Source organism: Streptomyces mutabilis (assembly GCF_046628145.1).
GTDB lineage: Bacteria > Actinomycetota > Actinomycetes > Streptomycetales > Streptomycetaceae > Streptomyces > Streptomyces mutabilis.
Genome location: NZ_CP176874.1, coordinates 181,382 through 200,571, shown reverse-complemented (window position 1 = coordinate 200,571; position 19,190 = coordinate 181,382). Strand labels below are relative to the sequence as shown.

The 19,190-nt window shown below is 70.0% G+C and carries 17 protein-coding genes and 2 pseudogenes; 5 read left to right on the top strand and 14 right to left on the bottom strand.

What is annotated here, in order from left to right:
* Window positions 1–181 precede the first annotated feature (181 nt).
* Window positions 182–1,129, bottom strand: coding sequence for an MBL fold metallo-hydrolase (locus ACLIN4_RS01000; protein ID WP_107476487.1), 948 nt, complete (start codon window positions 1,127–1,129; stop codon window positions 182–184).
* Between the two features lie 272 nt (window positions 1,130–1,401).
* Between ACLIN4_RS01000 and ACLIN4_RS00995 the strand changes: the two genes are divergently transcribed.
* Window positions 1,402–4,176 (top strand): helix-turn-helix transcriptional regulator, encoded by a 2,775-nt coding sequence (locus tag ACLIN4_RS00995; RefSeq protein WP_411575381.1) that lies wholly within the window; start codon window positions 1,402–1,404, stop codon window positions 4,174–4,176.
* Window positions 4,177–4,471: 295 nt separating this feature from the next.
* On the opposite strand, the gene ACLIN4_RS00990 is transcribed toward ACLIN4_RS00995, so the two are convergent.
* From ACLIN4_RS00990 to ACLIN4_RS00945, 10 genes are all read right to left on the bottom strand, one after another.
* Complete coding sequence (locus ACLIN4_RS00990) at window positions 4,472–5,368, bottom strand: SDR family NAD(P)-dependent oxidoreductase (protein WP_289909283.1); 897 nt, start codon at window positions 5,366–5,368, stop codon at window positions 4,472–4,474.
* A gap of 151 nt (window positions 5,369–5,519) precedes the next feature.
* The gene (locus ACLIN4_RS00985) at window positions 5,520–6,092 is read right to left on the bottom strand and encodes a TetR/AcrR family transcriptional regulator (RefSeq protein ID WP_107476489.1); all 573 of its coding nucleotides are present in this window, start codon (window positions 6,090–6,092) and stop codon (window positions 5,520–5,522) included.
* 564 nt (window positions 6,093–6,656) lie between these two features.
* Entirely contained in the window at window positions 6,657–7,334 is a 678-nt protein-coding gene (locus tag ACLIN4_RS00980; RefSeq protein ID WP_100046806.1) for a response regulator, read from the bottom strand.
* Window positions 7,331–8,527, bottom strand: a complete 1,197-nt coding sequence (locus ACLIN4_RS00975) for a sensor histidine kinase (RefSeq protein ID WP_411575380.1) — start codon at window positions 8,525–8,527, stop codon at window positions 7,331–7,333. Before ACLIN4_RS00975 ends, ACLIN4_RS00980 begins: the two co-directional genes overlap by 4 nt.
* 97 nt (window positions 8,528–8,624) lie before the next feature.
* Complete coding sequence (locus tag ACLIN4_RS00970; RefSeq protein ID WP_411575379.1) at window positions 8,625–10,859, bottom strand: MMPL family transporter; 2,235 nt, start codon at window positions 10,857–10,859, stop codon at window positions 8,625–8,627.
* Window positions 10,860–11,391: 532 nt separating this feature from the next.
* Window positions 11,392–11,832 carry a DUF6010 family protein gene (locus ACLIN4_RS00965; protein ID WP_107476492.1) on the bottom strand — a complete coding sequence of 147 codons (441 nt, stop codon included), beginning with the start codon at window positions 11,830–11,832 and terminating at the stop codon, window positions 11,392–11,394.
* Complete coding sequence (locus ACLIN4_RS00960) at window positions 11,829–12,131, bottom strand: DUF3817 domain-containing protein (RefSeq protein ID WP_411575378.1); 303 nt, start codon at window positions 12,129–12,131, stop codon at window positions 11,829–11,831. Before ACLIN4_RS00960 ends, ACLIN4_RS00965 begins: the two co-directional genes overlap by 4 nt.
* The gene (locus tag ACLIN4_RS00955) at window positions 12,128–12,601 is read right to left on the bottom strand and encodes a hypothetical protein (protein ID WP_382053463.1); all 474 of its coding nucleotides are present in this window, start codon (window positions 12,599–12,601) and stop codon (window positions 12,128–12,130) included. Before ACLIN4_RS00955 ends, ACLIN4_RS00960 begins: the two co-directional genes overlap by 4 nt.
* A complete protein-coding gene (locus ACLIN4_RS00950; protein WP_107476495.1) occupies window positions 12,598–12,915 on the bottom strand; it encodes a hypothetical protein in 318 nt (105 codons plus the stop codon). The genes ACLIN4_RS00955 and ACLIN4_RS00950 overlap by 4 nt, the downstream gene beginning before the upstream one ends.
* Before the next feature lie 50 nt (window positions 12,916–12,965).
* Window positions 12,966–13,655, bottom strand: a complete 690-nt coding sequence (locus tag ACLIN4_RS00945) for a DJ-1/PfpI family protein (protein ID WP_411575377.1) — start codon at window positions 13,653–13,655, stop codon at window positions 12,966–12,968.
* A 194-nt stretch (window positions 13,656–13,849) separates the two neighbouring features.
* Here ACLIN4_RS00945 and ACLIN4_RS00940 point away from each other — a divergent pair, with 194 nt between their 5' ends.
* Entirely contained in the window at window positions 13,850–14,788 is a 939-nt protein-coding gene (locus ACLIN4_RS00940; RefSeq protein ID WP_107476497.1) for a GlxA family transcriptional regulator, read from the top strand.
* A gap of 174 nt (window positions 14,789–14,962) precedes the next feature.
* Here ACLIN4_RS00940 and ACLIN4_RS00935 read toward each other — a convergent pair whose 3' ends face one another.
* Window positions 14,963–15,364 carry a RidA family protein gene (locus tag ACLIN4_RS00935; RefSeq protein ID WP_100048868.1) on the bottom strand — a complete coding sequence of 134 codons (402 nt, stop codon included), beginning with the start codon at window positions 15,362–15,364 and terminating at the stop codon, window positions 14,963–14,965.
* Window positions 15,365–15,464: 100 nt separating this feature from the next.
* Here ACLIN4_RS00935 and ACLIN4_RS00930 point away from each other — a divergent pair.
* Window positions 15,465–15,551 (top strand): annotated as a pseudogene (locus ACLIN4_RS00930) (transcriptional regulator); the annotation flags it as partial.
* A 306-nt stretch (window positions 15,552–15,857) separates the two neighbouring features.
* Here ACLIN4_RS00930 and ACLIN4_RS00925 read toward each other — a convergent pair.
* On the bottom strand, window positions 15,858–16,568 hold the full coding sequence (locus ACLIN4_RS00925) for an HAD family hydrolase (protein WP_289909278.1): 711 nt from the start codon (window positions 16,566–16,568) through the stop codon (window positions 15,858–15,860).
* 407 nt (window positions 16,569–16,975) lie between these two features.
* On the opposite strand from ACLIN4_RS00925, the gene ACLIN4_RS00920 reads away from it, so the two are divergent.
* Together ACLIN4_RS00920 and ACLIN4_RS00915 are read left to right on the top strand one after the other, a co-directional pair.
* Window positions 16,976–17,587 (top strand): ScbR family autoregulator-binding transcription factor, encoded by a 612-nt coding sequence (locus ACLIN4_RS00920; protein ID WP_411575376.1) that lies wholly within the window; start codon window positions 16,976–16,978, stop codon window positions 17,585–17,587.
* A 510-nt stretch (window positions 17,588–18,097) separates the two neighbouring features.
* Window positions 18,098–18,271, top strand: coding sequence for a hypothetical protein (locus tag ACLIN4_RS00915; protein WP_179342278.1), 174 nt, complete (start codon window positions 18,098–18,100; stop codon window positions 18,269–18,271).
* 6 nt (window positions 18,272–18,277) lie between these two features.
* Here ACLIN4_RS00915 and ACLIN4_RS00910 read toward each other — a convergent pair.
* A pseudogene (locus tag ACLIN4_RS00910) lies at window positions 18,278–19,156 on the bottom strand (IS5 family transposase).
* Between the last annotated feature and the right edge of the window lie 34 nt (window positions 19,157–19,190).

Here is a 19,190-nt window from a genome sequence, read left to right as displayed (position 1 = left end):
TCGGCCGGGGAGCCGTGAGTCGTGAGTCGGTGAGACCAGTACGGCTGTCCGGGGAGGCTGCCGGGTGCGTTACGGTGCGGTTCCGTACCGCCGGGCTGTCGAAGCCGTCAGGCGTGAAGGGCCGATGCCGGCGGACGACGGGCCGGGATGCCGTACCGAGGGCGGGGTACTGACGGTCGGGTCACGTGGTGGAGAACGGCGCCCAGTTGGTCAGCTCGAAGCCGGAACCCCGGCGGCGCATTTCGAAGGCACCGTGCCCGGGCAGGTGCGCCGGGAGCACGAGGGCGTTGTTGTCCGCGGCGTGCGCGAACATGCGCGCACGGCTGGCACGAGCACCCTCCTCGTCCTCCTCGAAGCAGCTGTTGATGTGAGGCTCGTGCACCTGGATCGCGCCGTGCAGGAGGTCGCCGGCGAAGATCGCGCGGTCGCCCCCGGACTCCAGGTGGATGATCGAGGCGCCGGGGGTGTGGCCGGGTGCCAGTTCGAGGCGGAGGTGGGAGTCGATGCGGTACGACTCGTCCCAGGTCTCCACCAGACCGGCTTCGACGACCGGGTCGATACTGTCCTCGTAGACGTTCTGGTTGCCGCGCCCGAACACCGTGTTGTGGAGGTTCTCGGGCCTCCAGTACTCGAAGTCACGCCGCGGCATGAGATAGGTCGCGTTCGGGAACGTGGGGACCCAGTCGCGCCCTTCGAGCCGGGTGTTCCAGCCGACGTGGTCGTCGTGGAGGTGGGTGTTGACGACGATGTCGACGTCTTCGGGCCGCACGCCGACAGCGCCGAGATTCGCCAGGTAGTCGGTGTTCAGATAGGACCAGATCGGCTGCAGCGGGCGGTATTTGCCGTTACCCGCGCCGGTGTCGATCAGGATGATCCTGCCCTCGCTGCGCAGTACCCAGGTCTGGGTGGCGGCACGGGTGAGACCGGTGTCCGGCTCCCAGTGGTGGGGCGCCAGCAGTTCGGTGTGCCGTTGCCACTCCTCGGGCTTGCTGCCGGGGAAGAAGACATCCGTCGTCATCGGAGTGGTGTCGGAGTACTCCATGACTCGGTGGATCCGCACATCACCGAGCTCGATGGTGGACACGGTCGGCGTCTCGGTCCCGGAGGCCGGGGAGGCAAGGGGGGACATGGTTCTCCTTCGAAGGTTCGGACGTCGTCCAGCCTGCGAGCACGCGGTGCCTCGGGGGTATCGGACACATGACTGCACTTTCCGGGTGCGGTCGGTCATGTGACCGCACCCGGGATGTGCCGAGAACGCCCTGGTAGCGTCGAAGCGCGGAATGTGGTGATCGGAGGCGTTGAGGCCTGGAGGATCCCGACAGGTCTGGAGAACCGGTGGACGACTGCACGGCGACAACCGCCCGAGGCCGCAGCGGCACCGACTCGGTCAGGAGAGCCGAGTTGGACAGGCTGGTCGCAGCGGTGAGCGCGCCGCGTGAGGCGGAGGCCGTGACGGGGCGGGTGGACGCTCTGCTGACCGTGGTGGGAGGCTCCGGAACGGGCAAGACCACCCTGGTGGACGCGGTCGTGGCGCGTTTCGTCGCGGACGGCGGCCGGGTACTCAGGGCGGCCGGCAGCCAGTCCGAGACCCACCTGGCGTTCTCGGGGCTGCACCAGCTGCTGCGTCCGGTCCGCGGGCGGATCGAAGCCCTGCCCTCCAGGCAGCGCGAGGCGTTGCACGTCGCTTTCGGAGTGGCGGAGCGAAGCGAGGCGCCGGACCCGATGCTCATCGGGGCAGCGGTCCTCACCATGCTGTCGGACCTCGCCGCCGAGCGCCCGCTGCTGGTGGTCGTGGACGACGCCCAGTGGGCCGACCACGCCTCACTGGACGCTCTCTCCTTCGCCGCCCGACGTCTGGCCGACGAACCGGTGACGCTGCTGATCGCCACCGGGGACCCCGCGTTGCGCGCGCTCGCCGCCCGGGAACCGACCCTCACCCTGGAGCCCCTCGGCCGTGGCGCGGCTGAGCGGCTGCTGGACCTCCAACCACGAGTGCCCGCCGGACTCACCCGGGCCTCCATCCTCGACCAGGCCGAGGGCAACCCCCTCGCCCTGGTCGAACTGGCCCGGGCCGCCGGCGACCACGACAGCCCGTCCGGCACGGTCCACGGCCCGCTTCCGGTCACCGAACGGCTGGGGCGGGTCTACGCCGACCGCCTGGCGGCGCTGCCCGCCGAGACGCGCCGCGCGGTGGTGCGTCTGGCCACCGTCGACAACGAGGACCCGTCGCACACCGTGCTGTCCTGGCTTCCCGACATCGGTGATCCGGTGTGGGCGCCGGCCGAAGAGGCAGGACTCGTCCGGCGAAGCGGGGGACGACTGCGCTGCGACCACCCGCTCTGCCGCCTCGCGATCTACCACACGGCCCCCGCCGAGGAGCGGCGCGCGGCGCACCTGGAACTGGCCGAACTGTTCGGCGACCAGGATCCCGACCGGCGCGCCTGGCACCTCGCCGCCGCTGCCTCCGGGCTGAGCGCGGCGGTCTCGGCCCAACTCGAAGGCAGCGCGGACCGCGCACGTCACCGCAGCGGCTACGCGGCTGCCGCCCACATGCTGGAACGGGCCGCGGACCTGCACCCCGACCGGGGCGAGAGCACCCGACTGCTGGCCGCGGCGACCAGTGCGGCGGTCCTGACGGGCCGGCTCGACTCCGTCGAACGGCTGGCCGCCCGCACCCGCGCCGGCACCGACGACCCGACGGCCGCGGCCCTCGCCGCCCTCCAGGTCGGCCGGCTCATGACGCTGACCAGCCCGCACAGCGCCGCCTATGGGCAACTGACACGTACCGCCGCCGCCCTGACCGACACCGAACCAGCGGCGGCGTTGGAGGCCCTGGCCGCCGCCGCCGTGGTGCGCTTCTACTCCGGTGACGCGGCCCAGTCGCACGAGATCGAACGCCTGCTGCCCCTGGCCTCGGCGCCCGACGGCCACCGGCTCGGAGAGCGGGAGACACTAGTGGCGGACTGGGCCGGGGTCGTCGCGCGTCCGGACGCCGCCGACGCGCGCTTCGCCCTGCGGCTGCCCGCCCTGGCCGCGGACGCGCGAGAGGAACCGCGGACGCTGATCCTGCTCGCCACCGCTGCCTGGTTGCTGGACGAGACGGAACTGGCCGTGCGTACGTACGACGCGGCCTTCGCCTCGTGGACCTCGCAGGGGCCGTTGCCGGACGGCCTCGGCGGGGTAGCCGCCCTCGCCTATCTGGAACAGGGCCGGTGGGCCCGTGCCCAGACGGCCTGCGCCGAGCTCGCGGCCGTCGCGTCGTCGGCCGGCCTCGATCACGCCTCTGCCTGTGCCGCCGCGACGGAAGCGCTGCTGTGCGCGCTGCGCGGTGACGTGGCCGGGGCCCGCACCCGGGCGCGGTACGCCCTCTCGCTCGTCGACCCGCGGGAGAGCCGTTCCGTCCTCGTCCTCGCCCACCGCGCGCTCGGCACCGCCGCCACCGTGGAAGGCGACCACGAGGCCGCCCACCAGCACTACCGTGTGCTCTTCGACGGCCTCGGCAACCCCACGCACTACCACCTCTCCTACCCGGCGTTGCCCGAACTGGCGGCCGCTGCGGCCCGGGTCGGCCGTCGCGAGGAGGCCACCCGGATCCTGGACGGAGCCGAACGGTCCCTGGCGGACGCTGGCCCGCTTGCGCCACGCAGGGCCGCGCTGGTCCGTCTGAGCCGGGCGGCGCTCGCCCCCGCCGAGGAGGCCGAGCACCACTTCACGGCTGCTCTGGAGAATCCGGCGCTCGCCCGCCGGCCTTTCGAGCGTGCCCAGGCGCTGCTCGCGTACGGGGAGTGGCTGCGCCGCCGCCGCCGTATCTCTGATGCCCGTGCGCCACTGGCCGACGCCGAGGCCGTCTTCCGGCGGCTGGCCGCGCAGCCATGGGCGGCGCGGGCCCAGTCCGAACTCAGGGCTTCCGGTTCCCAGATCGGCACCACGGAACCGGACGCCTTCGCCGGCCTCACTCCGCAGCAGCAGCAGATCGTGCGGCTGGCGGCGCTCGGACTGACCAACCGTGAGGTGGCCGAGAAGCTGTATCTGTCCCCGCGTACCGTCAGCTCGCACCTCTACCGGGCGTTTCCCAAACTGGGGATCACGGCGCGTTCCCAACTGAGGCATGTGGTCGACGCCATGACCACTGACAGGGACGCGGGTCGAGACACCGACGCGGGGGTCCGGGCATGAGGGCCGAGCACCATGGCCGGCGTTCCGGCACGGATCCCGGGGACGCCCTGCCGGTTCCACGCCGTGAGCGGAGGACCGAGGCGCGGCGGGTATGACGCTTGTCTTACGCGCCGAGCCTCGAATCATGGGAAGTGAGGGTCGGGGATGGCTGGACCTGCGGTCTTCCCTGCATCGCACCTTGTGAAGCTGGTGGTGGACGGGTTCGCGCGGGTGAGCTCAACGATCATCTCGGTCTGCGACGATGGGCGGCAGCTCGGAGTCCTGGACGTCTTCCCGAGTGGGCCGCGGGCGGACGTCACTTGTGTTGCGCGCTGTGACCGTCGTCCAGGGGCGCCAGTCGTCGGCTGAGATCGAGGACCTTCTCGATGGTCCGGAGGTCGTCGGCGCCTCGGAAAACGGGGACCGGACGGGCCCCGGGGCCGATGAGCACGCCGGTCTGCCCCTCGATCGAAGCGTCAGTGGCGGCGAAGACGGACGGCGAGGCGGCCACCGACGCGGGGCCGGCGGTGGCGCGTGTGAAGGTTCGCCGCACCAGCGGCCACAGCACGCGCAGTGGCGGGGAGACGATCTTCGGTGAGGTCATGGTGCCGTCGGTCATGCTGGTGGCGGCGCCGCCGGGGTCGGCCGCGAAGACGGTGACACCGGTGCCGCGGAGACGCTCCGCCAGGTGAAGGGTGTAGGCGAGGTTGGCGAGCTTGGCCCGGCCGTACCAGTGGAAACCGTAGTAACCGCCCGGCGGTTCCGCGGCGTCGAAGGTGCGCCTGGCGGCCTTGACGGCGGCGGAGGTGACGTTGACGATCCGGCTCGGTGCGGCCGCCTGGAGCCGGTCGAGCAGCAACTCGGTCAGCAGATACGGCGAGAGATGGTTGACGGCGAAGGACGACTCGATGCCGTCGACGGTCTGCCGGCGTTGGGTGAACATCGCACCGACGTTGTTGACCAGTACCTTCAGCGGACCTTCGACGGCGAGGTGCGCGGCGAGCGCACGCACCTGGTCCAGCGACGCGAGGTCGGCGGCCAGGAATCGCGGTGCGGCTCCGGTCGCGACCGCCGAGATCTCCTCGACGGCGCTCGTGCCGCGATCGGCGTTGCGGCCGACCACCGTCACGGCGAACCCGTGCCGCGCGAGTCCCTTTGCGGTCTCCAGGCCGATGCCCCCGGTACCCGCCGTCACCACTGCCCGCTCGCTCAAGACCCCGCCCCCCACTGGCGCACCAACCGGATAGCTATCCGCTTCGACTGACGCACGCTAACACAATCGGATAGCTATCCGGTTGGCTCAGGGAAGGCGAACAGCCCGAGAAACCCCCATCGACAGGGGCAGGAGACGAGGTGTGCCGCCGTCAGCGCGGTGGGCGCAGGCCCTCCAGCAGAACGCCGAGATACAGGTCCCGGCGTGCGCCGCCCCCGGAGCGCACCGCGTGTTGCACACCGCACAGCAAGCGGCGTACATCCTCGGCATCGACGTCGTCCCTGATCGCGCCACTCCGACGGGCGCGATCCAACAGGCCGGTGACCGCCTGGTCGAGTTCGGCCCTCATCTCCGAGGTCTGCGACCCGGTGTCGCCCGCAGACTCCAGCACGGCCGCGAAGTCGGGGTCGTCGAGCATGCGGTCAAGCCCGAAGCGCAGCAGACGGTGCAGGCCCGCGAGTGGGTCCTCGGCGGCGACCGCCGCCTGTGCCTCCACGATCAGTTCACGGAAGCGTTCTGCCGAGAGCGCCTCAACCAGCGCGTGACGGTTGGGGAAGTGCCGGTAGACCGTCCCGACACCCACCCCGGCGAGCCGGGCGATGGCGTTCAGCTGCAGTGATGTGTCACCGGCTGCCAGTTGCCCGCGGGCGATCCGGAGGATCCGGGCGCGATTGCGCACCGCATCCGCCCGCAGCTCCGTCTCCTGCCCCGCCCTCGGTGTCACGATCCCAGCATAAGCAGCGTTCGGGCGGGGCCGTCCCGCTCCTCATCGTCGTCTCGCTGATGGCCTTCGGCCCGGCCCAGAACATTCCGAACGACCGCGACCGGCACCGTCCCGGCCGACGGGGGACCGCTGGGGGAGCGCCGAGGCATCTGGCGGGCGAGTGCGGACACATCAACTCCGCCGGCGGCCTGGGCGCGCGGCAACACGGCCGCGCACTCCTGGGCTCGCTGACCCCGCGGTGATCAACCACCGCACGGGGCGCACCGCCACCACTTACCGGTCACCAGGCCCCTGTGGGACCAGGGCGGACATGCTCAGTGCGCTTCGAGGGCGGTCTGCAGCGCGCCATCTGCAGGTGTTATGACGACTGCGTGTGCCTGAAGTTCCGCTGGAAGGTGACGGCGTTGGTTGTCGAGTCGACGGGACGTCGTGTGTCGTCATCGAGTCCGAGCCGTGCACTCCCTCGGAGGGACACACGTGACCCGGACCGGTCGCCTTGCCGGGCAGCGCTCGGTATCGACGTGACCGCGTCGCGGGCACGCTCACCGTGGCCCGGCCCCTGTGTCAACCCTCGAGGTTCGGGCGCACCAGGCCGCTCTGGTAGGCGATCATCACCAGTTGTGCCCGGTCGCGAGCGTTGAGCTTGGTCATCGTGCGGGACACGTGGCTGCGTACGGTCAGGGGACTGAGTACCAGCTGGTCGGCGATCTCGTGATTGGACTTGCCGAGGGCGGCCAGCGCCATGACCTCACGCTCGCGCTCGGTGAGCAGGGAGAGGCGCTCCGGTGCCACCGGTGGCTTGTCGTCGGCCGGCATGGCCAGGAAGCGGGTGATCAGCGCGCGGGTGGCCGAGGGGGACAGCAGGGAGTCACCGGCCGCCACGGTGTGGATGCCCGCCAGAAGGACATCCGGTCCGACGTCCTTTCCGAGGAAGCCGCTGGCTCCGGCTCGCAGGGCCTTGGCCACGTTCTCGTCGTCCTCGAAGGTGGTGAGGATCAGCACGCGGGTGTCCGACAGTTCCGGTCGGGCGCAGATGTCCGCGGTGGCGGCGAGCCCGTCGGTGCCCGGCATGCGGATGTCCATGAGGACGACGTCGGGCCGGTGCTCGAGGGCGAGGTCGACCGCCTCCTGTCCGTCGGCGGCCTCGGCCACGACGGACATGTCCGGGTCGGAGTCGATGAGGATGCGGAACGTGGCCCGGAGGAGGGCCTGGTCGTCGGCGAGCAGAACGCGGATGGTCATGTGGTGGTGCCTTCGGCGGAGCCGGGCAGGGGGAGCGCGCAAGAGACCTCGAAGCCGCCTTCCGTACGCGGGCCGGCGTGGAAGGTGCCGCCTGCCGACAACGCGCGTTCACGCATGCCGAGCAGCCCGAAGCCACCGCTGCGGCCGGAGCCGGGAGCGGCAGGTTTCCGATCGGTGGACTCGTTGGTGATGGTGAGTGTCAGGTAGTGGGCGGTATAGGTGAGCCGGAGGTGTGCGTTGCGGGTGGCAGCGTGCTTGGTGACGTTGGTGAGCGCCTCCTGGACGATCCGGTAGGCCGTGAGGTCCAGACCCGGGGGGAGTCGGCGAGGGCGTCCGTGCGTGGTGACGGTGACGTCCAGACCGGCTGCCGCGCAGGACTCCACGAGGTTCGGCAGCTCGTCCAGGCTCGGGGCCGGGGCCAGTTCGTCGGTGTCGGTGTCCTGACGCAGCAGGCCCACGGTGGCCTTGAGCTCGCGCAGGGCCGCCGCGGTCGTCTCCGGAAGCTTCTCGATGATGCCGACGGCCTGTTCGGGCCGCGTACGGGCCAGGTGGGCCGCGGTGCCGGCCTGGGCGTTGGCCAGAGCGAGGTGGTGGGCGACCACGTCGTGCAGTTCGCGTGCGATGCGCATGCGCTCCTGGATCACCCGGCGGCGTGCCTCTTCCTCCCGCTCCAGTACGACGTGCTCCGCGCGGGCGACGGCGTACTCGCGCCGCACCCGCACGTAGCTGCCGAAGGAGGCGGCCATCAGGACCCAGGCCGCTGGATTGACCAGGCCGAGGATCCATTCGTGCGGGGAGTCCGTCACGATGAATCCGGTGAGCGCGATGCCGGCGGCTGCGGCCAGGGCGCTGTACCAACTGGTCCTGCGGTCAGGGCGCAGACTCACGGTGTACTGCGCGACCAGCATGGGACCCATCAGCAGGGGCGTGAGGAGATAGCCCAGGAAGCCCTCGGCCATCGTGCACGCCGTGGTCACCGCCAGGACGAGGAGGGGACGGCTGCGGCGGCGCAGCAGAGTCGCGCAGGCGAGGACGGGCAGCGCGAGGCCGGACCACAGGGGGAGCGGTTCGTCCGCCATCACCGCGTAGGACAGGAATACGCCGCCCACAGTGAAAGCGAGCACCAAGCCCGTCGTCGCGGCCTCGACCGCGCCGGGGCGGCCGACGGGCCGGCTGGGCCAACGTGTACTCATCGTCATACTCCGAGGTGAGACCCGACTGATACAGGGTGACAGACGCGCCGCGGTGCCGCCGGACCGGCACCACGGCGCGTCTGCCCGCACGTCCTGCTCAGCTGCGGGCGCTTTCCTGCAACGGCGCCTCGGCGCTCACCGGCACGGACGGCGGTGTGTGTGAGGTGAGACCGGTGCCCTCGACGTCCACGGAGGGGAGCACCTTGTCGAGCCATCGAGGGAGCCACCAGGCCTTGTCCCCCAGCAGGGCGAGGACGGCGGGCACGATGGCCATGCGGACGACGAAGGCGTCGAAGAGCACGGCGACGGCAAGGCCGAAACCGATGGTCTTGATCATGGACTCGCCGGACCCGATGAAGCCGGAGAAGACCGCGATCATGATCACGGCGGCGGCGACGACGACCCGGGCGCTGTGCCGGAAACCTGTGACGACGGCCTGGCCGGGGCGCTCGCCGTGGACGTAGGCCTCGCGCATGCGGGCGACCAGGAAGACCTCGTAGTCCATGGCGAGACCGAACACGATGCCCACCAGGAAGATGGGCATGAGGCTCATGATCGGGCCGGTCTGCTCGACGCCCAGCAGTTCAGCCCCCCAGCCCCACTGGAACACCGCGACGACCGAGCCGAGCGAGGCGAGCACCGACAGCAGGAAGCCGAGAGCCGCCTTGATCGGCACGAGTACGGAGCGGAAGACCACCAGGAGCAGCAACAGGGACAGCAGCACGATGACGGCCAGGTAGGGGACCAGGGCGTCCTGCAGCGCCTGCGCCACGTCGATGTTCATCGCGGTGCTGCCGGTGACCTCGAAGGCCGCGCCGGTGTCCGCCTCCAGGGCGGGGCGCTCCGCGCGGATGGTCTGCACGATGTCCTTGGTGGCCTCGTCGTTCGGGCCGGTGGCCGGGACCGCCGAGAAGAGCGCGGCGTCGCCGGCCTCGTTGAACCGCGGGGGCGTGACGGACACGACGCCCTCGGTCTCCTTGATCTGCTCGGAGATCGTCTCCGCTGCGGCCTTCGGGTCCGCGGCGCTCTTGACGTCGGCGACGATGGTCAACGGGCCGTTGAAGCCCGCACCGAAGCCGTCGGCCAGCGCGTCGTAGGCGCGTCGCTCCGTCGTCGACGTCGGCTTGGCCTCGGCGCCCGGCATGCCCATCTCCAGTTGGGCGGCGGGCACGGCCAGCACTCCCAGACCGACGACGCCCAGGAGCAGGACGGCCGCGGGGCGGCGCATCACGAAGCGGGCCCACCGGGTGCCGCCGTTGTCCGCGGCTCCGGAGTGCGGCCCGGTGCCCGGGCCACGCTTGCCCGCCTTGCGTGCCTTGCGGGACAGGACGGCGTTCGGCCACATCCCGAGCAGGGCGGGCACCAGGGTCAGGGCGACCAGGACGCCGACGGCGACCGCTCCGGCGGCGCACAGACCCATCTTGGTCAGCATCGGCACACCGACCACGGACAGGCCGGCCAGCGCGATGATCACGGTCAGGCCGGCGAAGACCACGGCGGAACCGGCCGTGCCGACCGCGAGGCCCGCCGCATCCCGCGGGTCGCGGCCGTTCGCGCGCTCCTCGCGGTAACGGGAGACCACGAAGAGGGCGTAGTCGATGCCGACCGCGAGCCCGAGCATAGAGGCCAGCGTGCCCGTGGTCATGGACAGCCCGAGAGCGCTGCCGAGAGCCAGGATCGCGCACATGCTGACACCCACGCCGATGACGGCGGTGAGCAGCGGCAGCCCGGCCGCCGCGAGAGAGCCGAAGGTGATCAGCAGGACGATGGCGGCGAGAGCGATGCCGATGGCCTCGGCCGAACCACCGGCGGCCGGCTGCGAGGCGAGCGCGGTACCGCCCACCTCCACGGTCAGGCCCGAGGCGCGGGCCTCGTCGATGGCCTTCTCCAGGCGGTCCTTGCCTGCGTCGGTCAGGTCGTCGGCCTTGACCTTGTACGTCACCGTGGCGTACGCGGTGGAGGCGTCCTTGCTGACCGCGCCGGCCCGGAAGGGGCTGACGGCACTGTCCACCTGCGGGCCCTGGGCCGCTGTGGACACCAGCTCGTCGACGGCCGCGCGGTGGTCGGCGGCAGTCACCTTCTCCCCGTCGGGGGCGATGAACACGATGCGCGCGTCGGCGCCGTTGGCCTCCGATCCGGGGAACCGTTCTCCGATCAGGTCGAACGCCTTCTGCGCCTCGATGCCGGGCATGAAGGACGTGCCGTCGTCACCGGCGGCGGGTGCCTTGGCCGCGCCGAGGCCGACGCCGCCGAGGACCACCGCCCACAGCAAGGTCACGAGCCAGCGCCGCCGGAAAGCGGTACGGCCCAGTCGGTAGAGGAAGGTAGCCACGAGAAGGGTCTCTCCAAGGTCAGTTCTCAGGTAGGTGGCAAGACTGCCTTCCAGAGCCCGGTCGGGGCATCGTGCGAGTGCAGCTATTGATCCTTCGTGGTCGGGCATGAGACGGGGCTTTGTACTGGTGCGTGACGACGAGGGCGTTCTCCTACCTGAGGATGAGACCGGAGACGCGGCGGCCCCGATCACCGGGGTGCGACGTGGGCGCGTGGGCCGCCTCGGCCGCTCGTAACCGGGTACGGCACGCCCTTGCTCGGCTGCTCCCCGGTCGGGCAACTGAGCGAGTGACTGTGCTGTGAGCGTGCATGGTCTCCGAAACCGCAAGGGTGCCCTCGGGAGACGTCACCCTCACCGGCGACCTCGTGGTCCCCGCCGAGCCGCGGGGCACGGTCCTGTCCGCGCGGGGCAGCGGCATCTCGCGTGTCAGTCCGTGGCTTCGTTGTCAGCGCTGCCGCGCATGATCGGTGTGTCAGTTCTTCTCTTCCCGCTCCCCGTTCTGTCCGTCCGTCAGGTTGTGGGCAGGGCCTGCTCAGGAGGGAGCTGAGGCGTGATCGTGTGCGTGGTCTGCTGTCCGGCTGGGCCCGAACCTGCGGCGGACGGCCGTGATCAGGGACGGTCCTCCGCGCAAGCACCACAGCGCGATGACCGGATCGCAGATGGCGCATGCCAGGGACGAGTCGTGGTGGAACGGCAGGATCGGATTGCCCTTGAGGTGGTGGGCCATGTCCCATGCGGTATGGAGCAGCCAGCCGATGCCGATGAAGGTCCAGGACTCCAGGCCACGGTAGGCGATGTAGGCCACGAGCGCGACGAACGGGAGTTCCCACGGTCCGAATCCGCCCCCACTCAGATAGGCGGCGCCGGCTCCGCCCACCATGATCGCGTTGAATCGGCGTCGGTGCGGTTCTCTGATCAGGGACATCAGCAGGCAGTAGATGATGCCGACGACCACCGGTGACACAAGACTCATGAGGGGATGACTCCTTCCGCTTGGGCACGGGCCGCATCGCCGCGGTCGAGCTGTCGCAGCGCGAGCAGCCCGCCCGCACCCGGAACGAGGGCAAGGACCTTGACAGCGGCCGGGACCTCCTTGAGGCGGTATGCCGCGATCACGAACCACAGGTAGGCGCAGCCGTGAGTGGGGCCCATCAGGGACGAAATGGGTTTCAGGTGGACGGTGAACACGTTGGCCAGCATCACGATCAGGGAGATCAGCTCGGCGTGAGCCGCGATACGCAGATGGCCTGGAGACCGGTGGTGCACAGTCACACTCCCGTGGTGGAGCCGGGGCGGATGATCATCAGTACGGTGACGGTGGCCCACAGCAGGTTGAATACGCCGGTGAGGGCGGCCAGTCGGCCCGGTCGCAGAGGGGCCTGCGCGGATGGCGCGGGGGGACCCGCCGCCTCGGTCAGGGCACGGTCCTGGGCCGGCAGGATGAGCAGGGCCAGGACGCCGGCGGCGGCCGCGGTCAGCAGGATGGAGGTGATCAGCCAGGCGTCGCCGAGGACGCCGAGGCTGCTGGCCGTGGCCAAGCCGAAGAGGGGAACGGCGACGCCGATGCCGGAGTAGACCCGGCAGATGCGGTGCAGTGTCCGCAGGGTCGTCCGGGCGTCGCCGGGATCGGCCTCGCCGTGGACGCGGCGCAGCGTCGCGGGGAACATGCTCGCGGCGACGGTGACGGGGCCCACGGTGATGATGGCGGCCAGAACGTGCAGGGACAGGAGGATCTTGGTCATGCCTGGCGCTCCGGGGCGGTCCGGCGCTCGCCGGTGACCTTCGAGGCCGGAAGGCGGCCGGCCCTGGAGGTGCCTCGGAGGGTGTCGCCGTCGACTGTCACGTCGAAGGCCAGGTTCAGCCGCATGGGCTTGGTGATGGCCTGCTTCCAGGTGAGCCGGTCGCCGTCGAGGGCGATGTCGCCGAGCGGTACTTCCTCGCCGGCTCCTCGGGCGACGCCGGTCAGAACGGCGTCCTGCTCATGGAGTTCGACCACGGCCTTCATCTTGCCGATGGGGGTGGAGATGGACAGGTTCCAGATGCCTTCGACGGACATGCTGATGGTCTTCCTGACTGTGCCGTGCGGATTGCTGATGGGATCCGGGGTCAGAGAGCGGCGGGGGCCATGCCTTGGGCGCGCCAGACGGTGCCGCGCCGCTCGTGGGCGAACAGTTCCTCGACGGCGTGGGCGATGCGCGGGCCCAGTTCGCGCTCCAGCAGGTACAGGCCCAGATCCAGCCCGGAGGTGACACCGGCGCCGGTGATCAGGTCGCCGTCGTCGACGACACGGGCGCGGATCGCGTGGGCGCCGGTGGCGTCCAGCATGTCCAGGCCCAGGTGGTGGGTGGTGGCGTGGCGTCCCTCCAGCAGGCCCGCCATGGCCAGGACCAGCGAGCCGCCGCAGACCGTGGCGACCGTGATGTCCGGGTCGTCCATCGCCTGCTTGAGGAGCGCGGGGAGTTCGGTGGTCAGCGTGCGGCCCAGCAGCACCGGGATGAACTCGTCCTGCCTCCACTCACCGGTGCCCGGTTCTTCGTCCGGGACCTCGCCGGGTTCGCCCACGCGGCCCGAGGCGCCGGGAACCAGAAGCATGTCCGCGCGCTCCAGATCGAGGGCGCCGGCGGCGCGCAACGTCAGTCCTCCGGTGCCGCTGATCACCTCACGCGGGCCTTCCGCGGTGACCAGCTCGACGGTCACCGCGCCGTCCGACGCGGTGCCGCCGGCGTACAGCACCTCGTAAGGGGCGATGACGTCGAGCGGGTCGAAACCGTCGAACAGGACAACCTGGATGTGCATGGGACGTTCCTCCGGGATCGATCTCTGCTACGCACTGAAGTCAACCCGCTGCCGACCCCGCCACCCAGTGGCATCAGTGACAGTTTTCAACGGGAAATTGCCAGAAGCGTTCGAGGGCTTCAGAAGTGGGATGACATGCGGGTTCCCGGACATCCGTCCGGGCCCGACGTGCGATGAGGAGGTAGGTTCTGGCCATGCACACCGTCGCGGTTCTCGCGCTGGACCAGGTGATCCCGTTCGACCTGTCCACGCCGATCGAGGTCTTCTCGCGGACCCGCCTGCCCGACGGGCGGCCCGGCTATCAGGTCCGCGTGTGTGCCGAGCGCGACGAGGTCGACGCCGGAGCCTTCGCCGTGCGTGCCCCCTGGAACCTGGAGGGCCTTCAGGGGGCGGACACGATCATCGTGCCGGGCGTCACCGATCCCACGGCACCGCTCTCTCCCGCCGTACGTGACGCGCTGCGGTCGGCCGCCACCGACGGCACCCGGATCGCCTCCATCTGCACGGGTGCCTTCCCCCTGGCTGCCACTGGGCTCCTCGACGGGCTGCGCGCCACCACCCACTGGCGCGCGGCAGGGCTTCTGACCGCCCTCCATCCCGACGTCGACGTCGACCCGGACGTCCTCTACGTCGACAACGGCCAGTTCCTCACCTCGGCCGGCGCCGCCGCGGGCGTGGACCTGTGCCTGCACATGATCCGCCGGGACTACGGATCGGCGGTCGCCGCCGACGCCGCCCGCCTGTCGGTCATGCCGCTCGAACGCGAGGGCGGGCAGGCGCAGTTCATCGTCCACGACCACGTTCCCGCACCACAGGGCTCCGAACTGGAGCCGCTGCTCGCCTGGCTGCGGGAGAACCTGGCCCGAGACCTGACCCTGGCCGACATCGCCGCGCAGTCCGGGATCAGCACCCGGACCCTGATCCGGCGTTTCCGCGAACAGATGGGCACCACACCGCTCCAGTGGCTCCACCGGGCCCGCATCCGCCAGGCACAGCACCTGCTGGAAACCACTCGACACTCCGTGGAGCGCATCGGCGGTCAGGTCGGCTTCGGCTCGGCCACCACGTTCCGCGACCGCTTCAAACGCACCACCGGCGTCAGCCCGCAGACCTATCGACGTACCTTCAGCTGAACCACCGTTTCGGAACGAGGTTCACAGGGGGCGGCCCGACCGCGGGGTCCTGGCACAGGACACCCACGTCTGGACCGTCCGCCCCGCCCCTCCGCTGTCCGTCCGGTAGGGAAGCGGAGGCGACTTCGGTGACGTTGTCGTGCAGCCGGCGGGAGAGTGTGTGAAGTGGAGACCTCAAGCGGGCAGCTTCATGTCGATGACGAAGCTGATTTCGATGACCTGGCCGGGCAAGGTCAGTTCAGGGACACCCAGAACCGTGCTGGCCGGGCGGTGGTCGCCGAAGTACTCCAGGTTGCCCTCCGCCGTGGCTGCGGCGTTCTGCCGCAGGTTCACCACGTACAGAGTCTGCGAGACGACTTGGTTCCGAGTGGAGCCGTAGTGGTCCAGAACCTTGTCCATGTTGGCGTAGGTCTGCTTGAGCTGGGCGGCGAAGTCGCCCGCGTGGAGGAACTCGCCTGCCTCACCGAACGAGAGCTGTCCGGAGACGTGGATCAGCTCGCCGGACTTGATCGCCTGTGAGTAGCCGAAGTCGCTCTCGGCCGGCACGTTGTAGTTGAAGACGTCCATGGTGGCCACGGTGCGCGCCCTTCCGTTTTCTCTCCTGTAGTTACTCGGTAACGGTAAAAGAGTGAGGTCTGACCTGGAAGAACGCACTTTTCGGTGACTGAGGAACCCGATGGTGACCAAGCAACTGTTCAAGGGTCTGCCCGAGGACTCTGACCTGTGGCGTGCAGACTCCCTCGCACGGGAGATCTTCTCGGACGGGGGGAGAATCTCCTGATCGGAACGCTCGACCTGTGGCTGTGCGACGACGCCTACCGCCCGTACGTCTGGCTCGTGGTCACTGCCGGCTTGTGGACTGAGCCGCAGCTTCTCGACGAAGCCCGCTGCTCGTCTGGGCCACTTCGGCTTCACCACGCACCACCCCTGCTGTTCCTGCCCCGACCGCCCGGCCCGGTGGCCTCTACCACCCCCGACTCAACTCCGGTTCTCCCCGCCGCACCAGCGTGCCGCCGTCCGTGTCCCCGGGGAGTGCGAGCGCTCGGCGTTGCCGGACCTCGGCGGGCTGTCAAGGCCCTTGCGACCCATGCGGGCTGCCAAGCGAGTGGGCCCAGGCCAGCAGTTCGGGAGCGTCCAGCGCTGGTAACCACCTGTCGGCCCTGGTGGCGCCGTCGTCCTGCGGCCGGGGGCCGACGCCCAGTACTCGCAGACCGGCCCGGCGGGCCGCGTCCACACCGGTGAGGGAGTCCTCCACCGCCAGTGCCCGGTGCGGGGGAACGCCGCAGAGCCGAGCCGCCACGGCGTACACGTCGGGGTGCGGCTTGGGGCGCACGCGGTCCCCGGCGTCGGGGACGACGAGGTGCTGGAAGTGCGCGAGCAGCCCGGCCCGTTCCAGGCTGCCTTCGACCACGACCCTCGGACAGTTGCTGGCCACCGCCAGCGGTACCCGGTCGGAGAGCAGCCGTACGAGCCGGACCGCACCCGGCATCGTCACCGGTTCGTCGGTGACGAGTGCCAGGAAGTGGTCGAGAAGTGCGGCTGTCAGGTCCTCGGTCAGTTCGGGTTTGTGCACGGACTGCGCCATGAGCCGGCCGCAATCCTCGTAGTGCAGGCCAAGGGCCTGCTCCGCGAACCCGGGCGGTGGCTGGAGTCCGTGCTCCCGGAAAGCCCGGATGCGAGCCTCCTGCCAGTGGCGTTCGCTGTCCATCAGGGTGCCGTCGCAGTCGAAGATGACGGCTTCGGGCGACCAGTCGAGCTGATCATGATCCGAGGTGGTCACTGGAGCCTCCCATGCCTTCACGTGTACGCATGTGGTTTTTCCTTCCGTATCCACAGAAACGGAAAGATAGCCTCCGTTACGTTATTTCCGTCCAGGCAAATCGGGCAATAACCCTTTTCAGTGACTCGACGTAAGCCGGTAACGGGCGTATGGCCGGGCGGCAGCGACAACTGAGGCGCAGTCGCTGAAACCGACAACGGCGGCTATTCGCACGTCAGTTGCCGCGTCCGCTTGATCACGTGAGGCCGGAGCGCCTTGCGCCCGCTGTCCCTCGCATACCACACGTATGCGTTCGTATTCGAAAGAGCTGTGTATTACTGCCCGAAAGCGCCTGTTTGGGCTCCGGGCGTACGCTGGCGCACTAAATTCGTGGCCGACATGAGAACAGAGCGAGGGCGGACGGAACATTGCAGGAACGGGCGAAGGCAACCCGCAGATCACTGGTGGAAGCGGCTGCCCAACTGTTCGCTGAACAGGGATACGCGGCCACCAGCGTCAACGACATAGGCGCAAGGTCGGGCCGGACCAGCGGCGCGGTCTACTTCCACTACACAGGCAAGGAGGGCATCGCCGTCGCCGTCGTCGAGGACCGGTTCGCAACCTGGTCTCAGCTCGCTGCACGCTACGGAGACGAAACCGTCCCCCCGCTCGAACGGCTCGTCTCCCTCAGCTATGAAATCGCCCATGCCCTCGCCCGGGATCCCGTGACGCGCGCCGGTGCCCGCCTGTGGGCCGAGCGCACCATCATCAAGGCTCCCGTTCCCGACCCCTTCGCGCTGTGGACCGCTGCCGCCACGCGACTGCTCGCGCAGGCCCGGCTGGCAGGGCAAGTCAACGAGCGCGTCCGCCCCGCCCGCACGGCCCGGGCACTGGTGCGCGCGTTCTTCGGCCTGTGCACCCTCACCGATGCCCTTGAGGGTACGACCGTCCTCGACGACCGCCTGACCGACTGGTGGCACCTGACCTTGCCCGCCCTCCGGTCGCAACGGTCCCGAGGGAACGTCCCGGCGGTCCGGTGACGCACTCGACGGCTCCCTCCACCGACTCGCCACTGCCAGCCCATCCCCGCGCACCGGCCGCCCCGGTGCGTGCACCATCCACCGAGCGGATGCGTGGCGAAGACCTGGCTCACGCGAAGTGCGCGAACGTGCGGGCGATCCTCGGCGCGGCGGCTGCGGTGGCGTGGCGTGGCGCACTCGCGGATCGCCATGAGGTAGATGACGCCGCCGACCTCGTCCAGGACGAAGGAGTCGCGGCTGGGGCTGGATTCTGTCGGACAGCGCGGTCACGGGGGTGACGGTCAGCTCCGCGACGGTCGGCAGCAGTCCTGGCAGCTGCTCCACATGGGGCGGGAGTCGCGCTGCCGTGACGTCTCCACGGTTTCCGTCGGTCAGCGACACCGCGAGCGGGATACCCTGGCCGTCGACGGTTAGGCGCTGTCCGGCGGATCTTGGATGGTTGCTCCCTGCGGAGGCTAGGGTCTGACTATGGGATCAATGGGGGATAGTCCCCGGAGCCGTTGGGCGTTCGTGGGCAAAACGCTGGCCACGCGGCCATGGCTGATCGTGAGCTGGGTTCTGCTCGCAGGTGTGGCGGTTGCTGCCTGGAAGATCATGCCGCAACCGTGGAGCGCGGGCGTCTATCCCGTGGTCTTGTTTGTCGCACTGTTGCTGTTTTCCCGGGCGTCAACTCAGAAGGAGTGAGCCCGCTCAGGATCGGAGCCAGAGCCGGATCGCTGCGGCCGTGACTGTGCCGTGGAAGACGTAGGCCCTCTTGTCGTAACGGGTAGCGACCGCGCGGGAGTTCTTGAGCCGGTTGATGGTCCGCTCGACCTCGTTGCGTCGCCGATAGCGGTCGCGGTCGAAGCCGGCGGGCCTGCCCCCGTTGCTGCCCCTGCGGCGGCGGTTGGCCCGCTGGTCCTTCGGTTCCGGGATCGTGTGCCGGATGTCGCGTCTTCGCAGGTAGCGGCGGTTTTGGCGAGAGCTGTATGCCTTGTCGCCGCTGACGTGGTCCGGCCGGGTCCGGGGCCTTCCGCCCAGTGGCCGCGGAACTCGGATCCGGTCCAGGACCTCGATCATCTGCGGTGCGTCGCCCCATTGTCCCGGCGTGACCAGAAGGGACATGGGGCGGCAGCCGCCTTCGCCGGCGAGGTGGATCTTGCAGGTCAGGCCGCCCCGGGACCGTCCGAGTCCCTCGTCGGGGCGGTGGTGCCGGGGCGTCGTCCTTTTTCGGGACCCGCGGCTTGGCCTTGCGGGCGCCGGCCGCGTGCTGATGGGCCCGGCAGGACGTCGAATCGACCCCGACCATCGACCAGTCGACCCGCCCCTCCAGGTCGGCGTCGGCCTGGACCGAATGCAGGATCTGGTCCCAGGTGCCGTCCGCCGACCAGCGGCGATGCCGTTATAGATGGTCTTCCACGAGCCGTAGCGTTCCGGCAGATCACGCCACGGGACACCGGTTCGGACCCGGAACAGGATCCCGTTGACCACGGTGCGGTGATCGTTCCACCGGCCGCCCCGGCCACCCAGAGGTGGCAGATGCGGTTCCAGCAACGACCACTCGCGATTCGTCAGATCCCCCCGACCCATGACCGGACCAACGAGCGACCAGTCAGACGGTCAC